A 21,197-nucleotide genomic window follows, 5' to 3' on the forward strand; every position below is an offset into this window, starting at 1 on the left:
TCTTCCCCAGGGCTTGGTGCGCTTGTGTCTTTGTCGTCTGCTGGGGGCCACTCGGGCACATAGCGGGCGTGGGACAGAGCCGGTCCCGTGTGGCTGGGCTGTGTGTGGCGGCTGGGTTAGCAATGATCCACGGGCTCCCCGAACGCCGGTCAGACAGCGAGCGCAGCGAGCCTTGATGATGTAGGGAAAGTCTGTCCGCGCGGAGCTACGCGGCGACTGAGTCGGGTGTCTGGCCGTGTTCCAGGTACACCGGTGCCGTCCCTGTACGGGCTTCGATCGCTGCGAGGATTCGTCGGGCCAATCGCGGGATCGTGCACTCATTGATCTCGGCAGGGGCAAGGAAGGCAAAGCCCTTCAACTCGTCTACCTGGAGCGTGATGCGGGCCAGATCCTCGGATGTCAGCTCGCCGCCGTCAAAGAGGTAGAGGACCTTGTCGCCCTCGCTGCGGTTCGGAGCCCAGTCGATGGCCAGGAGGCGGCCCAGCGGTGGAGCGATGCCCAGCTCTTCGCGGACTTCGCGCGTGGCAGCTTGCAACGGAGACTCGCCAGTCTCGACGTACCCGCCGGGGATGTCCCAGTAGTCCTTGTAGGACGGCTCGACCATGAGGACACGGCCGGCCGGATCAAAGAAGAGCGCACCCGCGGCCATACGCGGATGCGCCATCTTCGCTTCGTGCTCGTTCACTGCCATGAAGTCGAGCGTACCTACGTCACACGACGTGCAGGCGCTGGGCCAGGTCGGCAAGGCTCCGGCTCGGTCGTCCGCGCTGGTTCCGCACCCATGTGAGAACTACCTCGCGCGCGAGGTAGTGACTACGGACCTGCTCTGGGGCCCAGCTCTCGGCTTCGAGCAGCATGGTCAGGGCTTCGTCCGCACGGTTGCTGGCGCTGAGTGCGCGGGCTACCTCGATGCTGTGCCGGGTGCGTCGCTCGGTCGGCAGACCACTGGTGTCGATCTCCGGCCCTAGATCCACGGCGATCTGCATGTCTCCGAGCTCGGCGGCGGTGGCGACTCGATGAATTGCGACGTTGGTCGGCCCGAATGCCGTCCACATGTGGTTGGCGTCATCGCCGAGCTGCTGAGCGACCCTGTCGGCCTCTGCGAGGAATTCTCGCGTAGCCGCACGATCCTCGGCGCGTGCCGCTGCCATCGCTCCTGTGAGGAAGAGCGTCCCGTAGACGGAGAGGAAACCCGGCGACACGTCGATCCGGTCGAGTTGGAGACGGAGATAGTCGGCTGCGTCGCTGACGAGCTGCACGGCTGCCTCGAAGCGACCGTTGGAGAGTAGGCAATGAGCGACTGACCTGAAGAGTGATCCGGTCACTACCGCGTTGCTGGTCTGCTGGGCGGCGTTGAGCCCGCGGTCAGCAGCGATCCACGCAAGGTCAGTTTCTCCAAGCTTGGTGAGCACCATGGCCGCGCCCTGGTAAGTCAGGGCGGTCAGATCGTGGGCAGTCTCGCGCTCCTGCCCCTCGTACGACTGCGCTGCGATGAGCGCGTCCGTCAGGAGCAACGGCAGGCGGTGAGTCGCGAAGCCGAATCGGGAGTCTTGATAGGCGTCCCAGACCTCGACCACGTTCGTACGCAGTTCACCGAGCGGCGTCGGCTCGCCCTCGGTTGGCACGCCCAACAGCGGTGTGAGTTGGCGGTAGTTCATAAGCGCTGATCGCAGGGCGGGCACGGTACGCGTACCGCTGTCGGGCGTCCAGTCCATGAGCGTCGGCTCGGCGAGCAGATCGCCAAGAGTCACGTCCAGCGCGTCGGCCAAAGACTTGATGACCGACAACCGGTCCAGCTCCAGGCGGTTGTTCTCTGCCTTGCTGACCCAGTCGACCGTTCGGCCGACCATGCCAGCCAACACTTCCTGGGAGATACCGCGCCTTCGGCGATACCACGCGACTCGTTCGCCGATCGTCAGGTTCGTTGTCATTCCTCGCATGGGAAGAGCGTCCCCCTGCCTTTTGCGAGGACCCCGGAGGAATTTTCCGGGGTCCCGCTACGGACCGGACCTAGCGTTACTGACAACCCGAGGGCCTGTCAGCCCGATCTCGCGACGAGGGGGCCAACGATGGCGCTGACCTCAGCAGAACGGTTGCAACTGGTCAAGCGAATCATGGGAGTTGGGAAGGAGATGGCCGACCTGGAGCGCAGGGTCAACGCCGCCGCTAGGGCTTTGGCTTCTGCTGACGGACCAATTCTTCAAGATGATCCATCCGTGCCGCCAACTGCCGGACGTCCCGAAGAACTTCGTCGAGATGCTCTGTGATCTGAGTGAACTCGGGGCTCCGCCGCTCTCTGTCCTCCGAGGGCGCGGCAACAAAACTGCCCTTGCCCTGATGGGAGATCACGAAGCCGTCCTCACGGAGACGCGAGATCGCTTGGCGAGCAACGGTGCGCGAGACGTTGTGATCCTTCATCAGCGTCGCCTCTGACGGGATCTTGTCCCCGGGAGACAGTTTCCGATCGTGGATCTGTCGCTTGATCTCGTCGGCGATCTGCAAGTACGCCGCACGTCCAGTGAACTCGGCCATAACCCCTCTCCGCGGTTGTCGTACCTAGTGCAGCACATGGCGCCGACACGAGTCGAGGACAACCACTTGACACAACAAGTAGGACAGGTGCAATCTGGCATCCCTGTTGGAGTACTTAGTACTTCAAGTCGTCTGATCTAGGAGGCCCGGTTCTCGTATAGCTGCCGCTACCCGACAGGTAGCTGTGCGTAGTCGCGATCACCTGGCGTGAGAGGCGGAGTCGGCGTGATGGGCAGGGGCAGTCGAGATGCAGTGGAAAGGGATAGTGGGGACGCAGCGGTCGATGTGTGGATATTCTGCGGACCCTTCCCTCATGTGACACAGAATTAAGTATTCTGTGTCGCATAGCCGTTGATCCGCGCCGAGCGACCTGCGGGGACCCACCTCCGCTGTGGGGGCGACTCGGCAACGTTCTGTGTCACGTCAGCCGGAGGTGCGTACGCCGTGTCCGTGATCCCGCTCCCGCGCACCGCGAGTACGGTCCCGCTCGCGGTCGCCGTGGACCGGTTCCTCGACCGCTTCCGCGACGACCCCGGAACCCGCACCACCTACGCCGAGACCCTGGCCCGGCTTCGCGCGCTCGTCGGCGACCAGTTCGCCACCGGCGGTCTCACCCCCGAGGTCTACGAGGCGGTGATGGCCCGCTGGGATGCGCGGGCCGCGAACACCTGGAACAAGCACCTGTCCGCGCTGAACTCGTTCGCCGCGTACGCGCGGCGGCAGGACTGGCTGACCACGGACCCCGGCCGGCGGCTGGAGCGGCGCAAGGTGACCCGCGACCGCGACAAGGCCATCCCCAGGGCCCGGCTGGAACGGCTGTTCACCGACGACCGTTTCGGCTTGCGCGAACGGGTCTTGTGGCGCATGGCCTACGAGACGTGCGCCCGAGCGGACGAGCTGCTTCAGCTCGACGTGCCCGACCTCGACATGGAGTTCCGCCGCGGCCGGGCCGGGGAGAAGGGCGGCGACAACGCGTACGTGCACTGGGAGACCCCCACCGCCCGACTGCTGCCGCGCCTGCTCCAGGGCCGTACGACCGGGCCAGTGTTCCTCGCCGACCGGCGCGCGCCTGCCTCCGGCCGCCGGGCGCCCGCCCTGGCGGACATCGACCCGGGCACGGGGCGTGGCCGGCTGTCCTACCCGCGGGCGGAGTATCTGTTCAAGAGCGCGTCCAAGCTGCACGACCCGCACGCGAAGGGCTACACGCTCCACCAGCTGCGGCACTCCGGGCTCAAACACCTCGCCGAGAAGGGCCGCTCCGCTCCCGAGCTGCAGGCCAAGTCCCGTCACAAGCACCTGGGGACGCTGGGCCACTACGTGAAGCTCGGTGAGGAGACCTCCGCCCGCGTCACCGCGGAGAATGACGAACACAACCGCCGCCGCCGCTGACCGTGCGGAAAGGGTGGCCGGTCCCGCCCGCCGTGCGGGATCATGATGGGGTCGAGTCCCTGGGGGAAGGAACCCGCTCATGTCCAGCAAGTCCCCGGCCCGTCGGCTGCTGCCCGGACCGGACCGCGACAAAGTCGCCGCCGAGCTCAAGTCCCAGTACGAGAAGGGCGCCTCGATCCGCTCGCTGGCGGAGTCCAGTGGCCGTTCCTACGGCGGGGTGCACCGCCTCCTGGCCGACGCCGGAGCCGCCTTCCGCTCACGTGGCGGCGCGAAGCGGGGGCAGTCCGCGACGTGATATCCCACGCCCACAGGCAGAAGGGCGGCGCCCTGATGCTCGGCGTGCGCCCCGGTGAACGGGGCCCGTTCGGCAGACACGAGGAAGCCCCTCAGCCGCAAGGTGACGGCGTCAGTGCTCCGTTCCCGCAGACGGCGCCGTCTCGGTGTTGTCCGGGACCGCCAGCACGTGCCAGCACGCGAAGGGCACCGTCCGCTCCAGCGGCTTGAGCACAACCTCGCCGACCTGGCCGCACTGGGCGCAGACGGCCGTCTTCCCACGCTGGTAGGCCGCGTGGAAGGCGGTCCACTCGCCGCGGGTCAGCTCCCGCATCGTCATCGCTCCTCGTCCGCGTCGATGTCGTACCAGTCCTCGGCGAGCAGTCCGGCGTGCGAGGGCTGCACCCCGGCCTGGACGGTGCCGTCGGCGGTGACGAACCGCAGGTGAGCTTCGAGGGTGCGGTCCAGGTTGTCGGGGGTGATGCAGGCCGATTCCGGCTCCAGGACACGTACTTGCCCGGCTGCATCCAGCTACGGCGGGCCATGCGCCGGCCTTCCTTCATCAGCGCCAGCGCGGCTGAGAAGTCCATGCCCATCAGCGTAACGCCCCGCTCGGGTAGCGGAGCCAGGCCGGAGGCGGCGGGGAATGGCCCTCCGCAGCTCCCGGCGGTAGTGACTCGGTCTCGGTCGGGTAGCCCGGGGCATCCCGGCCCTGGTCTACCCGACCCGAGTCTTCGGGATCTTGGTTTACGAACTCAGGCGCATGGGGCACCGCGCCGGCCGTGTTCCGTCCCCTCCAGCGTTTCTTGCTCGAATGGCCGAGAGCTCTGCCCAGCGTTCGATCGCTGACTTCCAGATCCCGGGCTGCCTGGGCCGCAGGCTCTACGGTTGCGGCTTCTTGCGGCGGAGGAACAGGGCGCTTGCGACGGCGGCTGCGAAGAGGGCCGCGCCTGCTCCGGCCAGGAGCAATGTCCCGTGGTCTTTCGCTGCTGTTGCCGGTGCCTCGGCCTTCTTGGCGCGGTCGCTGGCGCAGTACGCACGGTTGCTGTCGTCCATGTCGGTTGTGACGGTCATTGTGGTGTCCGTCCGCTCATCGGGTCCGTCGCGCCGCCGCTCTTCGGCCGCCACCGGGCCCGCCATCCGTACAGGGTAGGTGCCGGGTTCGATGCCGCAGCGCACCGCGGCTTGTGCCCTGCTGATGAACCTTCCTCTCTTGATCTTGACGGGTTTGACGAAGGCCGGGGACTCGAGTGTGATGTAGTCGTCGTCGAGATCAAGGTAGAACGGGGCCTCCGCCACCGAGATGCTGACCGTGGTGCCGCGCTGGACGGGCTGGTTCCCGTTGATCTCGTAGGTGTCGTTGTCGCCTGCGGATGCCTGCGGCGCGGTGGCGGCGAGTATGACGGCGGCCAGGGTGGTGGCGGCGCGGGGAATGGACATGGCCGGGCTCGTCTCTGCTCGTGATGCTGGGTGGCAGGGGTGTCCGTTGCGGGCCGGCTACTGGGCCTTGGGCGGCACGATGTTGTGTTCGGTTCCCAGTGTGGTGCCGGTGTCGGTGTAGAGGGAGACTTCGCCGTCGGACCAGCGGATGACGAGGTCGTCGGGGTGGCCGTTGGTGTTGTAGTTGCCGGCGGTCATCACCTGGGCGTTCTTCCACAGGGAGTTGGCGGCCTGCATCTCGACCGCCTCGCCGAAGCCGGACGGGGAAAGGTCCGGGTGGAGGGTGCGCTTTCCGTCGCTCCAGCGGATCAGGACGTCCCACTGATCGTTCCCGGTGAAGTCCCCGCTGGTGAGCAGGGTGGCCTGCCGCCAGGTGTCGTCGGGCTTGCGCAGCTGCTTCTCATTGGCGAGTTTCACTTTGTCGCCCACGTCGGAGAACAGACTGACTTCGCCGTCCGACCAGCGCACCAGCAGGTCGTCGGTCCACTTGTTGGCGCTGAAGCGTCCCGCGATGATCTGGTCGGCGTGCTTCCAGATCGAGCCTTCCGACGGGGTTGCGAGCGTGGTCTCCTTCGTGAACCTGGTGCCGGCGCTCACGTCCGCGTACAGGCTGACCTCGCCGTCCTTCCAGCGCACGGTCACGTCGGAGAGGTCGCCACCGGCGAAGTCCCCGCCGGTGAGGACGGTGGCGTACTTGAACACGCTCTCGGCCGGGGCGAGTTGGTTCTCACCGCTGAAACCTCCCTGACCATCGCCCCGGTACAGGGTCACCTCGCCGTCGTTCCACACCACGATCATGTCGGCCCTGCCGTCACCGGTGTAGTCCCCCGACGCCATCAAGCGGGCCTTCTCCCACAGCTCTCCGCCGCCCTGCGCGTAAGGCGAGTAGGAAAGAGGGGCGCGCCGGGGTGTGCGGTTGTTCACTGCGTCGTCGTACAGCTTGAAGACCTCGTCACCGTAGACGGGGGCGAACGAGATCCGGTCGCTGCCGTTCTTGAGCCCGCCGCCGTTCCAGCCGCCGAGGTTGCCGATCACGTCGCCGGTCTTGGTCTTCTCGTCGAAGTTGGCCAGCCAGGGGCTGCCCGAGGTTCCACCGTAGAACCCGCCGCAGTCAATGCGCATCTGCCGATAGCCGGGCAGACGGGTGGTCTTGGTCCTGCACTTGACCGCCTGGTCCTTGGGCGCGTCCTTGCTGTTGGGGTAGCCGATGACCGTCACCCAGTTCTCGTACCCCGGTGCGCGCGAGAGCCGGTTCCCGCCGGTGATCGACTCCACCTGGCGGCCCAGCTTGTCGGGCTTGACCGTGGCGAACGCGAAGTCCAGATCCGAACCCGGACCGATGTGGTTCTCGCTGTGCCGGGGGTCCTTGAAGATATCTGCGATGGCCCAGATGCCGTGGGGCTGCTGGGCGGCCGCCTTGTTGCTGCGGTACTGCGGTACGAACGCGACCTTGCTGCCCAGGCTGCAGTGCGCGGCAGTGAGCAGGAGGTTGCCGCGCGGGCTGTGCACCACACTGGCGGTACAGCTGTGGGTCGCCAGGTCGTTGGTGCGGTAGTAGAGCATGCCCACCGAAGGGACGCCCTCATAGAAGGGGTCGCCCGCCCGTGCGGACTTCCTCGTGCCGGCGCCGGGGGCCTGCGCGGGCGCCGACACGGCGGGGCGAGCAGAGTCTCCCTTGGCCTCCTCCGGTGTCGCGGCCGCCATGCGCTCGGCGGTCCAGAACCGCGCCGCATCCTCACTCGTCCAATCGCTGTCGTTCGCGGGCTGCGGCACCGCGGAAGCAGACGACGACGGCGGGGCCGGCGGGGATGCGGAGGCCGTCGGCGGGGCAACGGGCCGGGCCGGGAGGGACGGGGACTGCCATGCCCCACCGGACGGGGACCCTGCGGCGGTTGGCACGGACGCGGCCGCACCGGGAGACCCGGTGCCCGCAGACGGGGCGGGCGAAGCCGCGGACGCGGACGTTGCCGAAGCGGCGAGAATACCGCTGCCTATACACACAGCAGCAGATCTCGCCAGGCGAGAGAAACCCACAATTGCCTTTCACGAACATGTACTTGGGCATTCTGATAAGGCGTCTCCGGCGTGCCGGGAAGAACCATATACACAGCCGAATAGCCCCTCAACTCCTACGAACGTCAAGCCGCAGGAGCAAGGCAGGTGTCTGATTGTGCACACCCGAGTAGGTCTGCCTCCGGGATCCGTGAAACGGCCCGCCGAGGATTCGGCGGGCCGTTGTGCGCGGTTCGGTGTTAGATCACGAGGCCGGCTGAGAGTAGGCCGCCGGCAGTGGCCACTGCGTATGCGATCCCGCGATGCCAGGGCGCAGTCCTGCCCGCGTGGCCCCGCGTAGCCAACACCATGACCGAGTTCGCAGCAAACGCGGGCAGCAGTACGCCGAACAGTGCGAACGACCCGACAGCGGACAGAGTAATCTCCACCCGGGTCATCACGGCCCCGACCACCATCGCCGCTGCTGCGACCGCGTACAGCACACCCGACACGCGGGTGATGTCATCTTCCCGCTCGGGGGAAGGGCCACGGTCCTTGTGGTGATCCCAGTGGCGCCGCTCGGTACCGAACCGCGCCACAACCATGACGATCACCTCGACCACCAGAGCAACGACTGCTACATGCTCAATAGTCATTTCCTCACCTCAGTTCGAGCAAGCGCTGGAGATAGCGCTGATACCGATGAAGGCCTTTACCGCCTCACGTTCCGCCGACCCGACTCGCTTGCCGTTCACGAAGCGCCAGATGATGCTGGCGGTCTTCTTCGCCCCGTATCGCTTGAAGAGTGCCACGGCACGAACGACCTTTATGCTGGAACCTGCGGGAGCAAACGAGATCAGGACAGCAGCGATCGCCGCACCGCACTTGACGATGAACTTGGTCTCATCCCACCACCCGAACGCGGCTGCCGGATTCGACTCACCCGTCTTCTCGGCCATCAGGGCAAGAGCAGAGGCGCGTCCCGACTCCCTCTCAACGACCGGCAGGAGAGCCGCCTGAGCTGCGGCGTCACCGGGGTACGCCGCCTGCACCGTCTGCTGGGCAGTCGGCTTGTCCGGCAGGGCGGACAAGCGGCCATGGAGGCCTTCAACATCCGGAGTGTCCCGGGTAAGCGCTATCTCAAAGGCGGCAGCGAACTGGTCCTCGGTCAAGCCAAGTTCCGCGATGCCTTTCGCGATCCCAGATGCCTGCTCCCGCTCCGCCGGCGTCAAGCCGGACGGGTCCTCGCCGGCGCTCACCGCAACAGGAGCGACTGCGTTTGCCGGAGTCGGCTCTGCCGCGTGAGCACCGGTGGCAGTGGCGAACATGGCCCCCGCGGTGACTGCTGCGACAATCATCGCGCTTGTCCGCGTAAACATGTTGCGAGGCATCGTGCTCTTCATCATGTGCGAATTGCTCCGTACTCGAGCTTGCTTCCGGGCGTGTTCGTCCCTCAACCAATGCTGGCGAAAGGGGCGTTGCTGCCCGGTTGGGATGGTCGTTACCGATGTGATCAGGTTCACGTCTCGTACGCTGTGATGGACGCCATGATTCCGGCTCAGATTTCCCTCAAGGTCTTCCAGAACGGCGGACCTCCGCGACGGGGAAGCCCCACTCACCCCGTGCGGGCTGCCTCATAGGGCCGTTCTCAGGCTCTATTGCAGAGCGACACGGACCCACCGACTCGGCCTTGAGGTCTCCTCCAAAGGCCCGGTGTGAAGACGAAGCCGAGGTAGCGGAGTCCTTCGACTTGGCAGAGGCGGTCGGAGGCGCCGCCGTTTTCGGTCTGGAGGAGCTGGTAGCCGGCTCCCCAGGCCATGGCGGCCCGCCCCAGAGCCCGGCCGTGGCCGCGGTGTTCGGGCAGGACGCCGAAGCTGCGGCAGCAGACGGGGGCTTCCGGCCGAGTCGGTCATGGTCTCCATCGGGCCGCTCGCCCCGACCACCGCCCGCTGTGGGTGATGGCGAGGACGGGCCCACGGTGCCAGCGTGCCGGCCCGCCGGGGCTTCGCCTCACCCGGCCGGGGCTCGCTCGGCGTCCGCGGCCCCGTGCGGCGGTGCCTCCTCGTCGGACAGCACCAAGCCCAGATCCAGGCGGCTGTTCATGTCCAGCTCGAACCGGCCGTAGGGGTTCACGTGGGTCCAGAACAGCGGGGACAGGGCCCTGCGGTCGGCCTCGGTGAGCTTGTCCGCCCACTTCGGCTCGGCCAGGACCTGCTGCATCAGCAGCGTATTGACGTGCACGAGACTGCTCTGGAGGAGATGGAGGGCCAGCATGGACACCTCCTGGCTCTCCTTGTCCGCGCCGGTCAGATCCCCGTCCTTGCCGTAGAACAGGTCTTGGTTCGCCGAGTTCCAGTTCTCCACCACCTGCAAGCCCTCACCGATCTCCTTGCGCATCTCCACGTCCGAGAGGTAGTCGCAGATGAACGCCGTCCGTGCCACGCGCCCCAGCTCCTCGATCGCCAGATAGGTCGGGTGCTTGGGGCCGCCCTTGGTGAACCGGCGCAGGACCTGCTCGGCCTCCGCGGTGCCCAGGCGGAGCGCGGTGGTGTACTTCACGATCTGGTCGTACTGCTGGGCGATCAGCTCCCAGTCGATCGTCCGGGTGGAGAGCACCGGGGCGAGGGTGGGCCAGTTCTTGTCCTCGCCGGCGGCCGGCCGGTACAGCCGGGCCCGGCCGATGTTCTTCAGCCGGGGCATCAGCTTGAAGTCGAGCATGTGCGCGAACGCGAACCCGACGATCGAGGCGCCGTGGGTGTCGGTGTACTGCCGGTCGACCTCCATGTCGGTGCAGTGCCGCAGCACGCCCTCGATCATCGCGGCGACCTCGGAGGCCGAACAGGACTTCAGCTGGCTGTAGATACACACCGATTTTCGTTCCACATGCCAATAAATCATGACTCCGGGGCCCCGGTACCGCTGGTGCCACTCCGTCATGAAGTTGCTGGACCAGGCGCCGAACTTGCGGCTATCGGAGGCGCAGGCCGTCCCGCTGCCCCACCACATCTCGTCGCGGACCGCAAAGGTGGCGTTGACCAGCTTCACCAGTGCGGCGCGCATGTTGGCCCGGTTCACGAACAGGTGCCGCACCCGGCGAAGCGTCGCCTCCGACTCGCCGTGCTTGCCCGTCACCGCGACACGCTTGATCCCCATGTTGGTGCCCAGCCCGAAAAGGACCAAAAGCAGCCTTCTGCGAAGGACGTCCCTGGACAGGTTCTCCCTCGTTGCCACCGAGGTGAACTCGGCGATGAAGTCGGTGTCGAACTCGGCGTACTTCAAGATGTCCAGCAGGTCGATGGTGCCCCAGCGCCGTTCGATCTCGCCCTTCACCGCGACCAGGTTTTGCGGCTCCTCCTGTTTGGGCCGCGGCGAGACCTTGATCCACCCCTCTCCGTTGCGCTTGACGATCGCCACCCCACCGGTGGTGTCCTGCGCGAGCGCGGCCTCGAGCCGGTCCAGGGCTTCGCGGTGTTTCTTCTGCAGTTCGGCGATGAACTTCGCCGGGTCCTGGGGTTTTTGGATCGCGTCGTAGTGCACGTCCCGGTTGTCCTCGAAGTCCTGAGGCAGGTCGTCCTCCGGGTTGCGCCACCGGTTCGCCCCCACCACCCATATCTCCCGGCGTCGCAACGCTTCGCGCAGGCTGACCAGCACGCACAGCTCGTACGGGATGCGCTCGACGCGGCCCTTGTCGTCCACCACGGCCGCCCGCCACTGGTCGGGCACCACACCCTCAAGCGGCACGCTCTCCGCCGGGTCGAAGAAGGCGCCCTCCTTCAAAGGCTGCTCCAGGTAGCGCTGGAGCAGGTCGATCGCGTCCATCACCGGCCGGTAGGCGGTGTTGTTGCACTTGAGCGTCAGCGCCTTCAGCAGCGGCGCCAGCATCCGCCGCCAGTGCGCCGAGTATGCCGATCGCAGTACCGTACGGATACGCGCCTTGTACTTGGCCTCGTTCGCCGCGGCCTCCGCCGCCAACGCCTTGAGCGTCTTCTCCCCGCCGACGACGGGGTAGATCACCCTGCGGACCGTGCCGGAGGGCTCGGACAAGGCCGCCTCGGCGACCCGCAGCATCATCGCCTCCTTGCCCCGCACCTTCTTCAGCTCGCCGGTCAGCTCCTTGTCGACCTTCTTCTCCGCCCTGGTGTTGATCTTCAGCACCAGCTGGATGAACAGCTCCACCAGCGAGTCGGTGATCTCCGTGTGCCGGACGTGGCACAGCGCGGACAGCAGCGTCAGGCGCATCGGCGGCTTCATCCGCTCCAGGTTCGCCGGGTACTCCTTCGACGCCCGCGCCCGCCAGGCGTCCACCTGCTTCTCCGACACATCTGCGAACAGGTCCGCGGGCAACGCCAGCTTCCGCACCCGCTGGAGCTTGTCCACCTCCGCGAACAAACTCTCCAGCCCCGGCGCCCCCGGGTCGGCCTTGAGCTCGGTGAAGAACGACCGCCCGCCACCGGCCACCGCCTGGTCCCCGGCCGAGTCCTCGCCCGCCCCGCCCCCTGCCACCAGGTCCTCCAGCCTGGACCGGGTCGCGTGGGAGAGCCGGTCCACGGTCCTGCGGCAGAACTGCGCGTCGAAGTCCTTGACCGCCTTGCCCACCAGGCGCCGGACCTTCGCCGGAGCCGGCGGCTCGATGCGGTCATTGCGGCACCGGGCCACCACCGCCTCCGCCAGCCGGTCGCGGGACATCTCCACCCCGCACAGCTCCGCGGTCAGCCACTCGGCGAGGTTCTCCTGGTCCTCCCCGGTGGACTCCCGGAAGCCGAACGCCTCCCGGATCTCCGTCCGGTGACGGGTCGCCGTCCGGCCCTGCCAGTCGTACGCCGCCCACTGTTCCACCGGCACCTTCACCTGCTGGGACACATAGGACACAGCCCCAGCCGGGACCTCCTTGACGGTCTCCGGGAACCGCGCCTCGATCTCGAAGAACTTCAGCAGCATCGCAAAGCCGAGCCTGTTCGCCCCGGACTTGTTTCGCAGCTTCGCGGTGTCGTCTTCGAGCAGCGTCCAGACCTCGATCAGCTCTTCCGGTTCCCAGTCCTGCTGCACCCTGTACTCCTTCAACCTCAGCAGTTGGATCACCACATCGTGGCGACCAGCCGCTAAAAGCGGAGCGAAGGAGTCCAAACCGACGCCAGACAGTTACTCAGCGTTACTTGTCGGGTAGCGGCAGCTATACGAGAACAGGGCCTAGGAGTGGACCCCATGCGTCAGATTCCTGTGGACACCGCCGTGATGACGGTGATGCTCATCCAGGCCCCCGAGCCGAAGATCAAGAACCGGGAGACCGGTGAGGTCGCGACCGACCGCCAGTCTGGCAAGACGCTGTTCAACGTGAACGTGGCCGTGATCGTGGATGGCCGGCCGGACGCGCTGACGATCGTGGTCGCCGAGGACGGTGTTCAGCCGGACCTGTTCCCCGGCGTGCCGGTGGCTCTGCCGGGTCTGGTGGCCCGCCCGTGGGAGAACGACTTCGGGCACGGCATCAGCTATCGCGCCACCGCGGTGATGGCCGCGCAGGTCCCGGCCGCTGCCAACGGCAAGGCCTGATCGCGATGAGCGGAGGAACGCTCTTAGCGCTGGCGGTGATAGGTACCGCCCTGCTCCTGGTGGCCCGGGTCAAGGCCCCGGCCGTGTACTGGACGCTGGTCGGTCTCCCGGCCGCCTTGTACCGGGTCTTCTCGTCCTACCGTCGGACGATGGAGGCCTGTGAGCTGACCGTCGCCCCTCCGTGGTGGCGGGTCTTCGCCCACAAGCTGTCCGCCGGCGACACTGTGTCCCGCCCCGGAATCCCGAAGGTTCGCGGGATACGCCCGACCACTACCGGGCTTCGTCTGCGGCTGCGGCTCGCTGCGGGGCTGGCTCCGGAGGATGTGGTCAAGTCGGCCGAACGGCTGCGGCACGCCTGGGGCATCTACTCGGTCCACGTCGCCGAGATCAAGCCCGGTGTCGTCGACCTGCGGCTGACCGGCTTCGACGTCCTCGGTCATGTGCGGATGCCTCGCCGCCTCGCCACCGGTCCACTGTCGGTCACCGTGGCGCTGCGGGAAGACGGCCTGCCGTTCGTCCGTGACTACCGGGACATCCCGCACGGCCTCACCCTGGGCGCGAACAAGTCCGGTAAGTCGATGTACCAACGCTGCCTGATCAAAGGCCTCGCACCCCTGGATGTCGCCATCGTGGGCATCGACTGCAAACGCGGCGTGGAACAGACCCCGTTCGCCCCTCGCCTGACCGCACTCGCCATCACCCCTGATCAGGCCGACGGGCTGCTGGACGCGCTGATCGTAGAGATGGAAGACCGGTTCGACCTGCTGTGCCTGCACCAGGGCATCGGCCCCGGCACCCAGTTGGAAGACATCACCTCGGACATCTGGGGCATGCCGAAGCACCTGCGCCCGGTCCCCATCGTGGTCCTGATCGATGAGATCGCCGAACTGTTCCTCATCACCTCCAAGACCGACACCGCACGCCGGGACCGCATGGTCACGCAACTGGTCCGCCTTGCGCAGCTGGCCCGTGCGGTGGGGATCTACTTGGAGGTGTGCGGGCAGCGCTTCGGCTCCGAACTCGGCAAAGGCGCAACCGCCTTGCGTGCCCAGCTCACCGGCCGGGTGGTGCATCGCTGCAACGACAAGCAGACCGCCGACATGGGCCTGGGCGACATCAACGAACTCGCCGTCGTCGCCGCTACCGCCATCGCTGCCGAGCGGGCCGGTACCGCGATCGCCGGTGATTCCTCGGGTGGCTGGTCCCGCATCCGCACTCCGAGGACGTCGCTGGGTGAAGTCGCCGCGGTGTGCCGCGAGTTCGCGCACCTCACCCCGAACGTTCCGGCACTGGAGCCGTTCCGTCCCGAGGTCAGCATCCCCGCCGAGGTCCCGGCGCCGGCTGCCGCAACGGTGACGGTCCCCGAGTCCTGGTAGCACCCCCCCTTCCCTCGGCCGGCGTGACCGCCTTCGCGCCACGTCCCTACCCCTCCCATGCCTGAAAGGAGAAGCCCGTGACCGCAGCCAAGCGTCCCGCCCGCCGAACGGCCAAGCCCAAGCCCGAGCCCACGCCGTGTCCGGACTGCCAGACCGGCCAGGTCTCCGAGTCCTTCAAGGTCGGCACCCGCAGCAAGCGCGAGAGCAGCGACCGGCAGGAAGCCCTCTGTCTGACCTGCTTCGGCACCGGCCAGGCCCCCGACTAGATCCCCGCCAGAGTTCCGGGCGGCAGGACCTGTGAGCCCCGCCCGGCCCCGGCCCCCAACCCCTTGTGAAGGAGGTGAAGACCCGTGACCCGCTCGACCCGTTCCGTCCGGCCCGATGCCGTGCTGGTGCAAGCCGTGATCGCCGGTGCGCTGTCCTTCGCCCACCTGCACGACATCGCCGCCGCTGCCGGACAGGACGGCTGGAAAGCGTGGGCCTACCCCATCAGCGTCGACCTGCTGTTGGTCGCGGCCTGGCGTCGTCTGCGCATCCTCCGCAGTACCGGTGGCCCGACTCGTGCCGCGTGGACATGGTTCGCCGTCGCTCTCGCGGCCTCTCTCGGCGCGAACGTGGCGACCGCGGGGCTGCTCGACCTGACCGATGTGCCCGCCTGGCTGCGCATCCTGGTGGCCGGCTGGCCCGCCCTCGCCTTCCTCGGCGGCACTCTCCTCGTCCACACGCCGACACAGTCGGGCACCGAGACGGCCAAGACGGTTCCGGCTGCCGAACCGGCCCCGGACATCGCCGTGAGCCGCGAAGCACCCGTTCCGGTCCCGGCTCCCGAGGCTGCTCCGGTTCCGGCTCTGCCTCCCGCCATCGCGGTGCCCGCTGCGCTCATTGCGCACGCCCGCAAGGTCGCCGACGCGCACCGCGCCACCACCGGCAGCCCGATCGACCCCGCAACGCTGCGCACCCGCCTCGGCGTCGCCCCGCAGCTCGCCGACGCCATCGCCCACCAGATCAGTGAAGGGACCGACCCGTCGTGACCGTCGAACTGCCCCTGGTCCTTGTGGTCGCCATCTTCGGCTACTTCGGGATCAAGATGCTGCGCCCGCCGGCCTGGCTGATCGTCGTGCTTCTCCTCGGAGGCTTCCTCCTTGCCGACACCTTCCTCGCCCCCGCGATCGAGTCCGGCACCAGGACCGGTGTCGACGTCGTCAACGGCACCACCAAGTAACCAGCCCGGAAGGGAGATCCACCATGTTCCGGCCGCGTATCCCGACCATGCCCACCCCCACCGGCATCGTTGCCCCGCTCGTCCGCCCGGCGGCTCCGCTCGAGCAGTACCAGCACGCTCCGGTGTGCTCCTGCCAGCACCCCACCCTGGCACCCGCTGCAATGCCCGCGGCACCCGCTGCCGCACCTGCTGTCCGGCTCACACCGGCCGGTCTTCTCGTGGCCGTGGGGGGCGGCGCCGCTGTCGTCCTGGTGGTCGGTGCGGTGCTCGTCTCGCTCCTGCTCGCGGTCGCCATCACCGCCGCTTCGGTCGCGGTGTGCGCCGTGGTCCTGCGCTCCATGCTCAACAACCCGCGCCAGCGCTGACCGGCCCTCCGGGCGGCCTCTACCGCCAAGTATCCGCCGCCCGGACGGCCCAAGCCCCTGCCCGATCACTGAACCGGAAGGAATCTCCATCATGCCCGACCGCGCTGCCCGGATCTGCCCCGACTGCGACGGCTTCCCCGTCGTCGCCATCACCACCGGCACCCGTCACGCTGACGGCTCTCGCCACGTCATCCCCGTCGTCTGCCCGGCTTGCCATGGCACCGGCCATGCCCCTCTCTGGCTCGTCACGACCCGCCGCCCCACCGTGAACCCCCACCGGCTGGCCGTGGCATTCTCCGGGCGGGAGGCAGGTCGGTGATGCGTCGATCCGCGACTTCCCGCGCTACCTCGATCCATCTGTTCTGCGGTGCCGGTGGGGACTCCGACGGGTTCCGCCGCGCCGGCTTCGATGTGGTGCTGGGTGCCAACCACTGGGACCGCGCCGTCGAGACGCACGCCGCGAACTTCCCCGAGGCCGAGCACCTCTGCGTGGACCTGGACCACTACGACATGCGGCGGCTGCCCAAGGCCCGTGTCCTGGTCGGCTCGCCGATCTGCACCGAGGGCAGCCCCGCCGACGGCATCAGCCGCCCCAAGCCCCCGCCCACCCCCGGCCAACTGGACCTGCTGGAGGAAGGACCGATCCAGGACGCCGCCTGGGAGCGCACCAGGGCCACCGCCTACGACATCCTGCGCGCCGCCGAGGTCCACCACTTCGACGCCGTCGTGTGCGAGAACGTCCCCCGCTTCGCCACCGCCTGGCCGCTGTTCTCCTGGTGGCTGCACGCCTGGGAGATCCTCGGCTTCCGCCACCAGATCGTCTCGGTCACCGCCGCCCACATCGGCGCGGACGACAACCCGCACGCCCCGCAGTGGCGGGACCGCATCTTCATCGTCTTCACCCGACGGGAACTGCGGGCACCGAACCTCGATGTCCGACCGCCCGCCTGGTGCCAGGTGTGCGAACAGGACGTACCGGCCGTGCAGTCCTGGCGCAACGGGCGGAAGATCGGCAAGTACCGGCAGCAGTACGACTTCCGCTGCCCCCACCCTGGCTGCCGTCATCGGATCGTCGAGCCGTACGTGCGCCCGGCTGCTGGCGCGATCAACTGGGCCGATCCCGGTATCCGGATCGGTGACCGGCACACCAAGGGCATGAAGCCCCTGGCCGCCTCCACCCTGCGCAAGATCCGCCTCGGCCTGGAAAAGCACCGGGTGCCGTCCGTGGTCACGGTCAACCACAGCGACCAGGGCGACGGCCGCGCCTTCCCCGCGCTCGCTGCCCCTTTGCCCACCCGCACCGTGCGGATCGGCGACGGGATCGCCATCCCGCCCCTGCTCGTCCAGGTCGGCGGAAGCTGGAACACCGACGCCGCCGCCGTCACCGTGTCCATGCGGACCCGCACCACCCGCGAGAGCGAAGCCCTGCTGCTGCCCGCTCCGTTCATCACCGAGCACCGCGGCGGCGGCTCCACCACTCGCGGAGTCAACGATCCGCTGGCCGCGATCACCGCCGGGGGCAATCATCACGGCCTGGTCATCCCGTATCGCAGGGGCGGACCGACCACGACCGGGACACCGCTGCACACCATCGCCACCCGCGAGTCGGCCGGCTCAGTCCTCGGCGCCGACAGCACCCCGCAGCAGATCGACGTGGAGGACTGCTACTTCCGGATGCTGTCCGCCCGTGAGCACCTGCGCGCCCAGCGCTTCACTGACGACTACACCGTGCTGGGTCACGGGGGAGAGCAGACCAAGCAGGCCGGGAACGCGGTGCCCGCCAACGTCGCCCAGTGGATCGCCTCCGCCCTGCTGGAGGTGCTCTGATGACCCGCCTCCCCGGACTCGACAGCACTCCTGTCCTGGCGCTGACCGTGTGGCAGCCCTGGGCAAGCTGCATTGCCTACGGCACCAAGCGGATTGAGAACCGCACTTGGCCGACTGATCACCGGGGCCTGGTCCTGATCCATGCCGGACGCACCACCGACCCGAACGCCAAGGACATGCCGCTGGGCCGCCCGTTCCTGCGCCGCCCCTTCCCGCGGGTTGCGGTCGTCGCTGTGGCCCGTCTGGAGGACTGCCACACCGATGACGGCTGGTGCACCCTCTGGTCCGAACACGGGCGCTGGCACTGGCGACTGACCGACGTGACCCCGCTCGCCCGGCCGCTGCCCTGGCCCGGCGCGCGTGGCCTGTGGACCCCGCCGCCCGGCCTGCTCGCCTCCCCGCTCCTCACCGAGGCTCTGGGGGCTGCCCGTGCCTGACACGCTCGATCCGACCACCCTGGGCGACCTGCTCAGGGTGGCTTCGGCCCCCGACTTCGCCCGCTGGCAAGACCAGATCAAAAAGACCGGCGGATGCGCCCAACCCATCCACCTCACCGGCTGGACCCTCACCCGCGACAAAACCACCGGCCAAGTCCTGCACACCTACTCCACCCAGGACGAGCCAGGCGGCCGGCTGCGCATCGCCTGCGGCAACCGCCGTGCCTCCCGCTGCCAGCCCTGCGCCTACCTCTACGCAGGCGACGCCTACCGCCTCGTCCGCGCGGGCCTCACCGGCGACGACACCATGAACATCCCGACCGCGGTACGCGAACGACCCCGCGTCTTCGCCACACTCACCGCCCCGTCCTTCGGTCGCGTGCACAACATCCCCGACACAGGCCGCTGCCGCTGCGGAACCCGCCACCGAGAGGACGATCCCGCCCTCGGCACGGCCCTCGATCCCGCAACGTACGACTACGCGGGCGCGGTCTTGTTCAACAACCACGCAGGCGAGTTGTGGCACCGGTTCGTCAACCGGCTCCGTCGCGAACTAGCCGCCTCGGCCGGACTCACGCAGAAGGCGTTCAAGGAATCGGCGCGGCTGTCCTTCAACAAGGTCGCGGAGTTCCAAAAGCGCGGGGCGATCCACTTCCACGCCGTCATCCGCATCGACGGCCCTGACGGGCCCGACACGCTTCCGCCGCAGTGGGCCACCACCGAGCTCCTCACCCTCTGCATTGAGGCTGCCGCAGCACACCCCTACGTCACCGCGAAGGTGCCCGCTGCCGGGGACCAGCCTGCCCGCACGCTGCGTTGGGGCACTCAGCTCGACATCCGCCCCGTCAAGGCCTTCGACGACGGCAACGACATCAGCGAAGGCGCGGTGGCCTCCTACGTCGCCAAGTACGCCACCAAAGCAGCCGAGACCACCGGCACCCTCGACCGCCGCATCGGCGAACTCGCCGAACTCGACCAACACCGCGTGCCCGACCACGCCCGCCGCCTCATCCACGCCTGCTGGGACCTCGACCCGCTCTACCCGGACCGCAAGCTGTGGGCCTGGGCCCACATGCTCGGCTTCCGCGGCCACTTCCTCACCAAGTCCCGCCGCTACTCCTCGACCTTCGCCGAACGGCGACAAGTCCGTGCCGACTACCGCGCCACCGAGCAACGCCGAACCCTCGGCCTCCCCGAGCCCGACACCACCCTCGTGCTGGCTGACTGGCGCTACGCCGGCCACGGCCACACCCCCGGCGAATCCGCCCTCGCCGCCTCCATCGCCGAAGACATCCGCATCAACCGCGAAACCGCCCGCGAAGCCATGCAAGACCAACGCGCACTGGAAGGAGCCGCAGCATGCCGACAGCAGTGATCCAACGGAAGTGGCACACCACGGCAGAGGTTGCCGAAATGCTCGGCTACGGCCTCTCCAAGACCAAGATGCTGGTTCTCACCGGGGAGATCCGCTCGGTGAAGGACGGTGGAAACCGCCGCATCCTGCCGCGCTGGGTGGATGAGTACATCGAGCGTCGCGCTCGTGAGGCCGAAGCTGGGTGGTCTGCGTGAGCGGCAAGCGCGGCAACGGAGAGGGCTCCATCTACCCCTACAAAAACGGCTTCGCCGCGTACGTCTGGGTGGACACCCCGGAAGGGAAGAGGAAGCGCAAGTACGTCTATGGGCCCACCCGGCCGCTGGTGCATGAGAAGTGGGTCAAGCTGCACGCTGAGGCAAGCAAGGGACCAGTGGCCACCAGCTCGCCGACACTCGAGCAGCATCTCGCGTACTGGCTCAAGAGCGTGGTGCAAACGGACCTGAAGCCGAAGACTGCCGAGACCTACGCGATGCATGTCCGGCTCTACATCGGCCCCGGTCTCGGAGAGAAGCGGCTCGACAAGCTCACGGTGCGCGACGTCCGGACCTGGGTCAACGATCTGATGGACCAGTGCCAGTGCTGCGCGCAGGGCAAGGATGCCAGGCGGTCCTCGGATGAGCGTCGCTGCTGCGCAATCGGCCGGTGCTGTGGTCAGGTTCCTTCCCGCCGCACGGTGCAGGATGCTCGGGCCGTCCTCAGGTCGGCGCTCACCAACGCTATGACGGAAGAGCAGATCGCTAAGAACGTGGCGGCACTCGTCAAGGTCCGGTCGGGCAGGAAGAGGAAGCGTGAGCCGTGGTCGGTGGAAGAAGCACGATCGTTCTTGGAAGCTGCGCGCACGGTTGCAGACCCCCTGTACACGGCGTATGTACTGATCCTCGTGCTGGGCTTTCGCCGTGGTGAGGTGTTGGGCCTCACGTGGAAGAACGTGGACCTCGACGCGGGAGAGATCACGGTCGAGTACCAGCTACAACGGATCAACCGCCAGTTGGTGCACGAGGAGACTAAGACCGAAGCGTCGACCGCCACACTGCCCCTGCCGCACATCTGTGTCACTGCGTTGCACCTCCGCAGGAAGGCGCAGGAAGTCGCCAGGAAAGCCGCAGGCGAGCTGTGGACCGAATCCGACTTCGTGTTCACGACGCGGTACGGCACCCCGATCGAGCCGCGGAACTTCAACCGGGCGTTCGCTGCCAGGTCGGCCAAAGCGGGGGTCCGCAAGATCCGCTTGCACGACACCCGGCACACGTGCGGATCACTGCTCGCCGCCCTCGACGTGCACCCGCGCGTGGCGATGCAGATCCTCCGTCACAGCAAGATCGCCGTGACGATGGAGATCTACACGCACATCCCATCCGAGGCCACGCGCAAGGCTCTACGGAAGCTGGGAAAGCACCTCGGCGAGCAAGATCAGACGTAGTT

At 67.7% G+C, this 21,197-nt stretch carries 23 protein-coding genes and 1 pseudogene; 14 read left to right on the forward strand and 10 right to left on the reverse strand.

Features of this window, described 5'->3' with window-relative positions; translation table 11 throughout:
• Window positions 1–205: 205 nt before the first annotated feature.
• The 3 genes from OG735_RS17790 to OG735_RS17800 all read right to left on the reverse strand — a co-directional run bounded on the left by OG735_RS17790 (window position 206) and on the right by OG735_RS17800 (window position 2,532).
• Window positions 206–691 carry an NUDIX hydrolase gene (locus tag OG735_RS17790; RefSeq protein ID WP_327324169.1) on the reverse strand — a complete coding sequence of 162 codons (486 nt, stop codon included), beginning with the start codon at window positions 689–691 and terminating at the stop codon, window positions 206–208.
• 19 nt (window positions 692–710) lie between these two features.
• The gene (locus OG735_RS17795) at window positions 711–1,940 is read right to left on the reverse strand and encodes a helix-turn-helix domain-containing protein (protein ID WP_327324170.1); all 1,230 of its coding nucleotides are present in this window, start codon (window positions 1,938–1,940) and stop codon (window positions 711–713) included.
• 226 nt (window positions 1,941–2,166) lie between these two features.
• Complete coding sequence (locus OG735_RS17800) at window positions 2,167–2,532, reverse strand: winged helix-turn-helix domain-containing protein (RefSeq protein ID WP_327324171.1); 366 nt, start codon at window positions 2,530–2,532, stop codon at window positions 2,167–2,169.
• 444 nt (window positions 2,533–2,976) lie between these two features.
• Between OG735_RS17800 and OG735_RS17805 the strand changes: the two genes are divergently transcribed.
• Together OG735_RS17805 and OG735_RS17810 are read left to right on the forward strand one after the other, a co-directional pair.
• A complete protein-coding gene (locus OG735_RS17805) occupies window positions 2,977–3,921 on the forward strand; it encodes a tyrosine-type recombinase/integrase (RefSeq protein ID WP_327324172.1) in 945 nt (314 codons plus the stop codon).
• Between the two features lie 79 nt (window positions 3,922–4,000).
• Window positions 4,001–4,216: a helix-turn-helix domain-containing protein gene (locus tag OG735_RS17810; protein ID WP_327324173.1), complete on the forward strand. Its 216-nt coding sequence runs from the start codon at window positions 4,001–4,003 to the stop codon at window positions 4,214–4,216.
• A 111-nt stretch (window positions 4,217–4,327) separates the two neighbouring features.
• On the opposite strand, the gene OG735_RS17815 is transcribed toward OG735_RS17810, so the two are convergent.
• The 7 genes and pseudogenes from OG735_RS17815 to OG735_RS17845 form a co-directional block, all read right to left on the reverse strand.
• Window positions 4,328–4,528: a hypothetical protein gene (locus OG735_RS17815; protein ID WP_327324174.1), complete on the reverse strand. Its 201-nt coding sequence runs from the start codon at window positions 4,526–4,528 to the stop codon at window positions 4,328–4,330.
• 145 nt (window positions 4,529–4,673) lie between these two features.
• Window positions 4,674–4,790: pseudogene (locus OG735_RS41960) on the reverse strand (Thoeris anti-defense Tad2 family protein); the annotation flags it as partial.
• Between the two features lie 286 nt (window positions 4,791–5,076).
• Window positions 5,077–5,634, reverse strand: coding sequence for a hypothetical protein (locus OG735_RS17820; RefSeq protein WP_327324175.1), 558 nt, complete (start codon window positions 5,632–5,634; stop codon window positions 5,077–5,079).
• Window positions 5,635–5,691: 57 nt separating this feature from the next.
• Window positions 5,692–7,407, reverse strand: a complete 1,716-nt coding sequence (locus OG735_RS17825; RefSeq protein ID WP_327324176.1) for a trypsin-like serine peptidase — start codon at window positions 7,405–7,407, stop codon at window positions 5,692–5,694.
• Between the two features lie 479 nt (window positions 7,408–7,886).
• Window positions 7,887–8,282, reverse strand: a complete 396-nt coding sequence (locus OG735_RS17830) for a hypothetical protein (RefSeq protein ID WP_327324177.1) — start codon at window positions 8,280–8,282, stop codon at window positions 7,887–7,889.
• Window positions 8,283–8,291: 9 nt separating this feature from the next.
• The gene (locus OG735_RS17835; protein ID WP_327324178.1) at window positions 8,292–9,032 is read right to left on the reverse strand and encodes a hypothetical protein; all 741 of its coding nucleotides are present in this window, start codon (window positions 9,030–9,032) and stop codon (window positions 8,292–8,294) included.
• A 604-nt stretch (window positions 9,033–9,636) separates the two neighbouring features.
• Window positions 9,637–12,672 (reverse strand): Tn3 family transposase, encoded by a 3,036-nt coding sequence (locus OG735_RS17845; RefSeq protein ID WP_327324179.1) that lies wholly within the window; start codon window positions 12,670–12,672, stop codon window positions 9,637–9,639.
• A 156-nt stretch (window positions 12,673–12,828) separates the two neighbouring features.
• Between OG735_RS17845 and OG735_RS17850 the strand changes: the two genes are divergently transcribed.
• From OG735_RS17850 to OG735_RS17905, 12 genes are all read left to right on the forward strand, one after another.
• The gene (locus tag OG735_RS17850) at window positions 12,829–13,173 is read left to right on the forward strand and encodes an SCO3933 family regulatory protein (RefSeq protein WP_327324180.1); all 345 of its coding nucleotides are present in this window, start codon (window positions 12,829–12,831) and stop codon (window positions 13,171–13,173) included.
• Between the two features lie 5 nt (window positions 13,174–13,178).
• Window positions 13,179–14,549, forward strand: coding sequence for an FtsK/SpoIIIE domain-containing protein (locus tag OG735_RS17855; protein ID WP_327324181.1), 1,371 nt, complete (start codon window positions 13,179–13,181; stop codon window positions 14,547–14,549).
• Between the two features lie 77 nt (window positions 14,550–14,626).
• Window positions 14,627–14,815, forward strand: a complete 189-nt coding sequence (locus OG735_RS17860) for a hypothetical protein (RefSeq protein ID WP_327324182.1) — start codon at window positions 14,627–14,629, stop codon at window positions 14,813–14,815.
• Window positions 14,816–14,899: 84 nt separating this feature from the next.
• Window positions 14,900–15,580: a DUF2637 domain-containing protein gene (locus OG735_RS17865; RefSeq protein ID WP_327324183.1), complete on the forward strand. Its 681-nt coding sequence runs from the start codon at window positions 14,900–14,902 to the stop codon at window positions 15,578–15,580.
• A complete protein-coding gene (locus OG735_RS17870) occupies window positions 15,577–15,771 on the forward strand; it encodes a hypothetical protein (protein ID WP_327324184.1) in 195 nt (64 codons plus the stop codon). The genes OG735_RS17865 and OG735_RS17870 overlap by 4 nt, the downstream gene beginning before the upstream one ends.
• A gap of 23 nt (window positions 15,772–15,794) precedes the next feature.
• Entirely contained in the window at window positions 15,795–16,136 is a 342-nt protein-coding gene (locus tag OG735_RS17875; protein ID WP_327324185.1) for a hypothetical protein, read from the forward strand.
• Window positions 16,137–16,227: 91 nt separating this feature from the next.
• Window positions 16,228–16,455: a hypothetical protein gene (locus OG735_RS17880; protein ID WP_327324186.1), complete on the forward strand. Its 228-nt coding sequence runs from the start codon at window positions 16,228–16,230 to the stop codon at window positions 16,453–16,455.
• The gene (locus OG735_RS17885; RefSeq protein WP_327324187.1) at window positions 16,455–17,963 is read left to right on the forward strand and encodes a DNA cytosine methyltransferase; all 1,509 of its coding nucleotides are present in this window, start codon (window positions 16,455–16,457) and stop codon (window positions 17,961–17,963) included. The genes OG735_RS17880 and OG735_RS17885 overlap by 1 nt, the downstream gene beginning before the upstream one ends.
• Window positions 17,963–18,400: an ASCH domain-containing protein gene (locus OG735_RS17890; protein WP_327324188.1), complete on the forward strand. Its 438-nt coding sequence runs from the start codon at window positions 17,963–17,965 to the stop codon at window positions 18,398–18,400. The genes OG735_RS17885 and OG735_RS17890 overlap by 1 nt, the downstream gene beginning before the upstream one ends.
• On the forward strand, window positions 18,393–19,775 hold the full coding sequence (gene repSA, locus OG735_RS17895) for a replication initiator protein RepSA (RefSeq protein ID WP_327324189.1): 1,383 nt from the start codon (window positions 18,393–18,395) through the stop codon (window positions 19,773–19,775). Before OG735_RS17890 ends, repSA begins: the two co-directional genes overlap by 8 nt.
• On the forward strand, window positions 19,760–19,969 hold the full coding sequence (locus tag OG735_RS17900) for a helix-turn-helix domain-containing protein (protein WP_327324190.1): 210 nt from the start codon (window positions 19,760–19,762) through the stop codon (window positions 19,967–19,969). The genes repSA and OG735_RS17900 overlap by 16 nt, the downstream gene beginning before the upstream one ends.
• Window positions 19,957–21,195 carry a site-specific integrase gene (locus OG735_RS17905; protein ID WP_327324191.1) on the forward strand — a complete coding sequence of 413 codons (1,239 nt, stop codon included), beginning with the start codon at window positions 19,957–19,959 and terminating at the stop codon, window positions 21,193–21,195. Before OG735_RS17900 ends, OG735_RS17905 begins: the two co-directional genes overlap by 13 nt.
• Window positions 21,196–21,197: the final 2 nt, after the last annotated feature.

It is taken from the genome of Streptomyces sp. NBC_01210 (assembly GCF_036010325.1).
Classification (GTDB): domain Bacteria; phylum Actinomycetota; class Actinomycetes; order Streptomycetales; family Streptomycetaceae; genus Streptomyces.

Bases quoted from the DNA above. Each gene is read 5' to 3' on its own strand.
- OG735_RS17790 (WP_327324169.1), bottom strand. From the start codon at position 691: ATGGCAGTGAACGAGCACGAAGCGAAGATGGCGCATCCGCGTATGGCC.
- OG735_RS17795 (WP_327324170.1), bottom strand. From the start codon at position 1,940: ATGCGAGGAATGACAACGAACCTGACGATCGGCGAACGAGTCGCGTGG.
- OG735_RS17800 (WP_327324171.1), bottom strand. From the start codon at position 2,532: ATGGCCGAGTTCACTGGACGTGCGGCGTACTTGCAGATCGCCGACGAG.
- OG735_RS17810 (WP_327324173.1), top strand. From the start codon at position 4,001: ATGTCCAGCAAGTCCCCGGCCCGTCGGCTGCTGCCCGGACCGGACCGC.
- OG735_RS17815 (WP_327324174.1), bottom strand. From the start codon at position 4,528: ATGCGGGAGCTGACCCGCGGCGAGTGGACCGCCTTCCACGCGGCCTAC.
- OG735_RS17820 (WP_327324175.1), bottom strand. From the start codon at position 5,634: ATGTCCATTCCCCGCGCCGCCACCACCCTGGCCGCCGTCATACTCGCC.
- OG735_RS17830 (WP_327324177.1), bottom strand. From the start codon at position 8,282: ATGACTATTGAGCATGTAGCAGTCGTTGCTCTGGTGGTCGAGGTGATC.
- OG735_RS17835 (WP_327324178.1), bottom strand. From the start codon at position 9,032: ATGATGAAGAGCACGATGCCTCGCAACATGTTTACGCGGACAAGCGCG.
- OG735_RS17850 (WP_327324180.1), top strand. From the start codon at position 12,829: ATGCGTCAGATTCCTGTGGACACCGCCGTGATGACGGTGATGCTCATC.
- OG735_RS17855 (WP_327324181.1), top strand. From the start codon at position 13,179: ATGAGCGGAGGAACGCTCTTAGCGCTGGCGGTGATAGGTACCGCCCTG.
- OG735_RS17875 (WP_327324185.1), top strand. From the start codon at position 15,795: ATGTTCCGGCCGCGTATCCCGACCATGCCCACCCCCACCGGCATCGTT.
- OG735_RS17880 (WP_327324186.1), top strand. From the start codon at position 16,228: ATGCCCGACCGCGCTGCCCGGATCTGCCCCGACTGCGACGGCTTCCCC.
- OG735_RS17885 (WP_327324187.1), top strand. From the start codon at position 16,455: ATGCGTCGATCCGCGACTTCCCGCGCTACCTCGATCCATCTGTTCTGC.
- OG735_RS17890 (WP_327324188.1), top strand. From the start codon at position 17,963: ATGACCCGCCTCCCCGGACTCGACAGCACTCCTGTCCTGGCGCTGACC.
- OG735_RS17900 (WP_327324190.1), top strand. From the start codon at position 19,760: ATGCCGACAGCAGTGATCCAACGGAAGTGGCACACCACGGCAGAGGTT.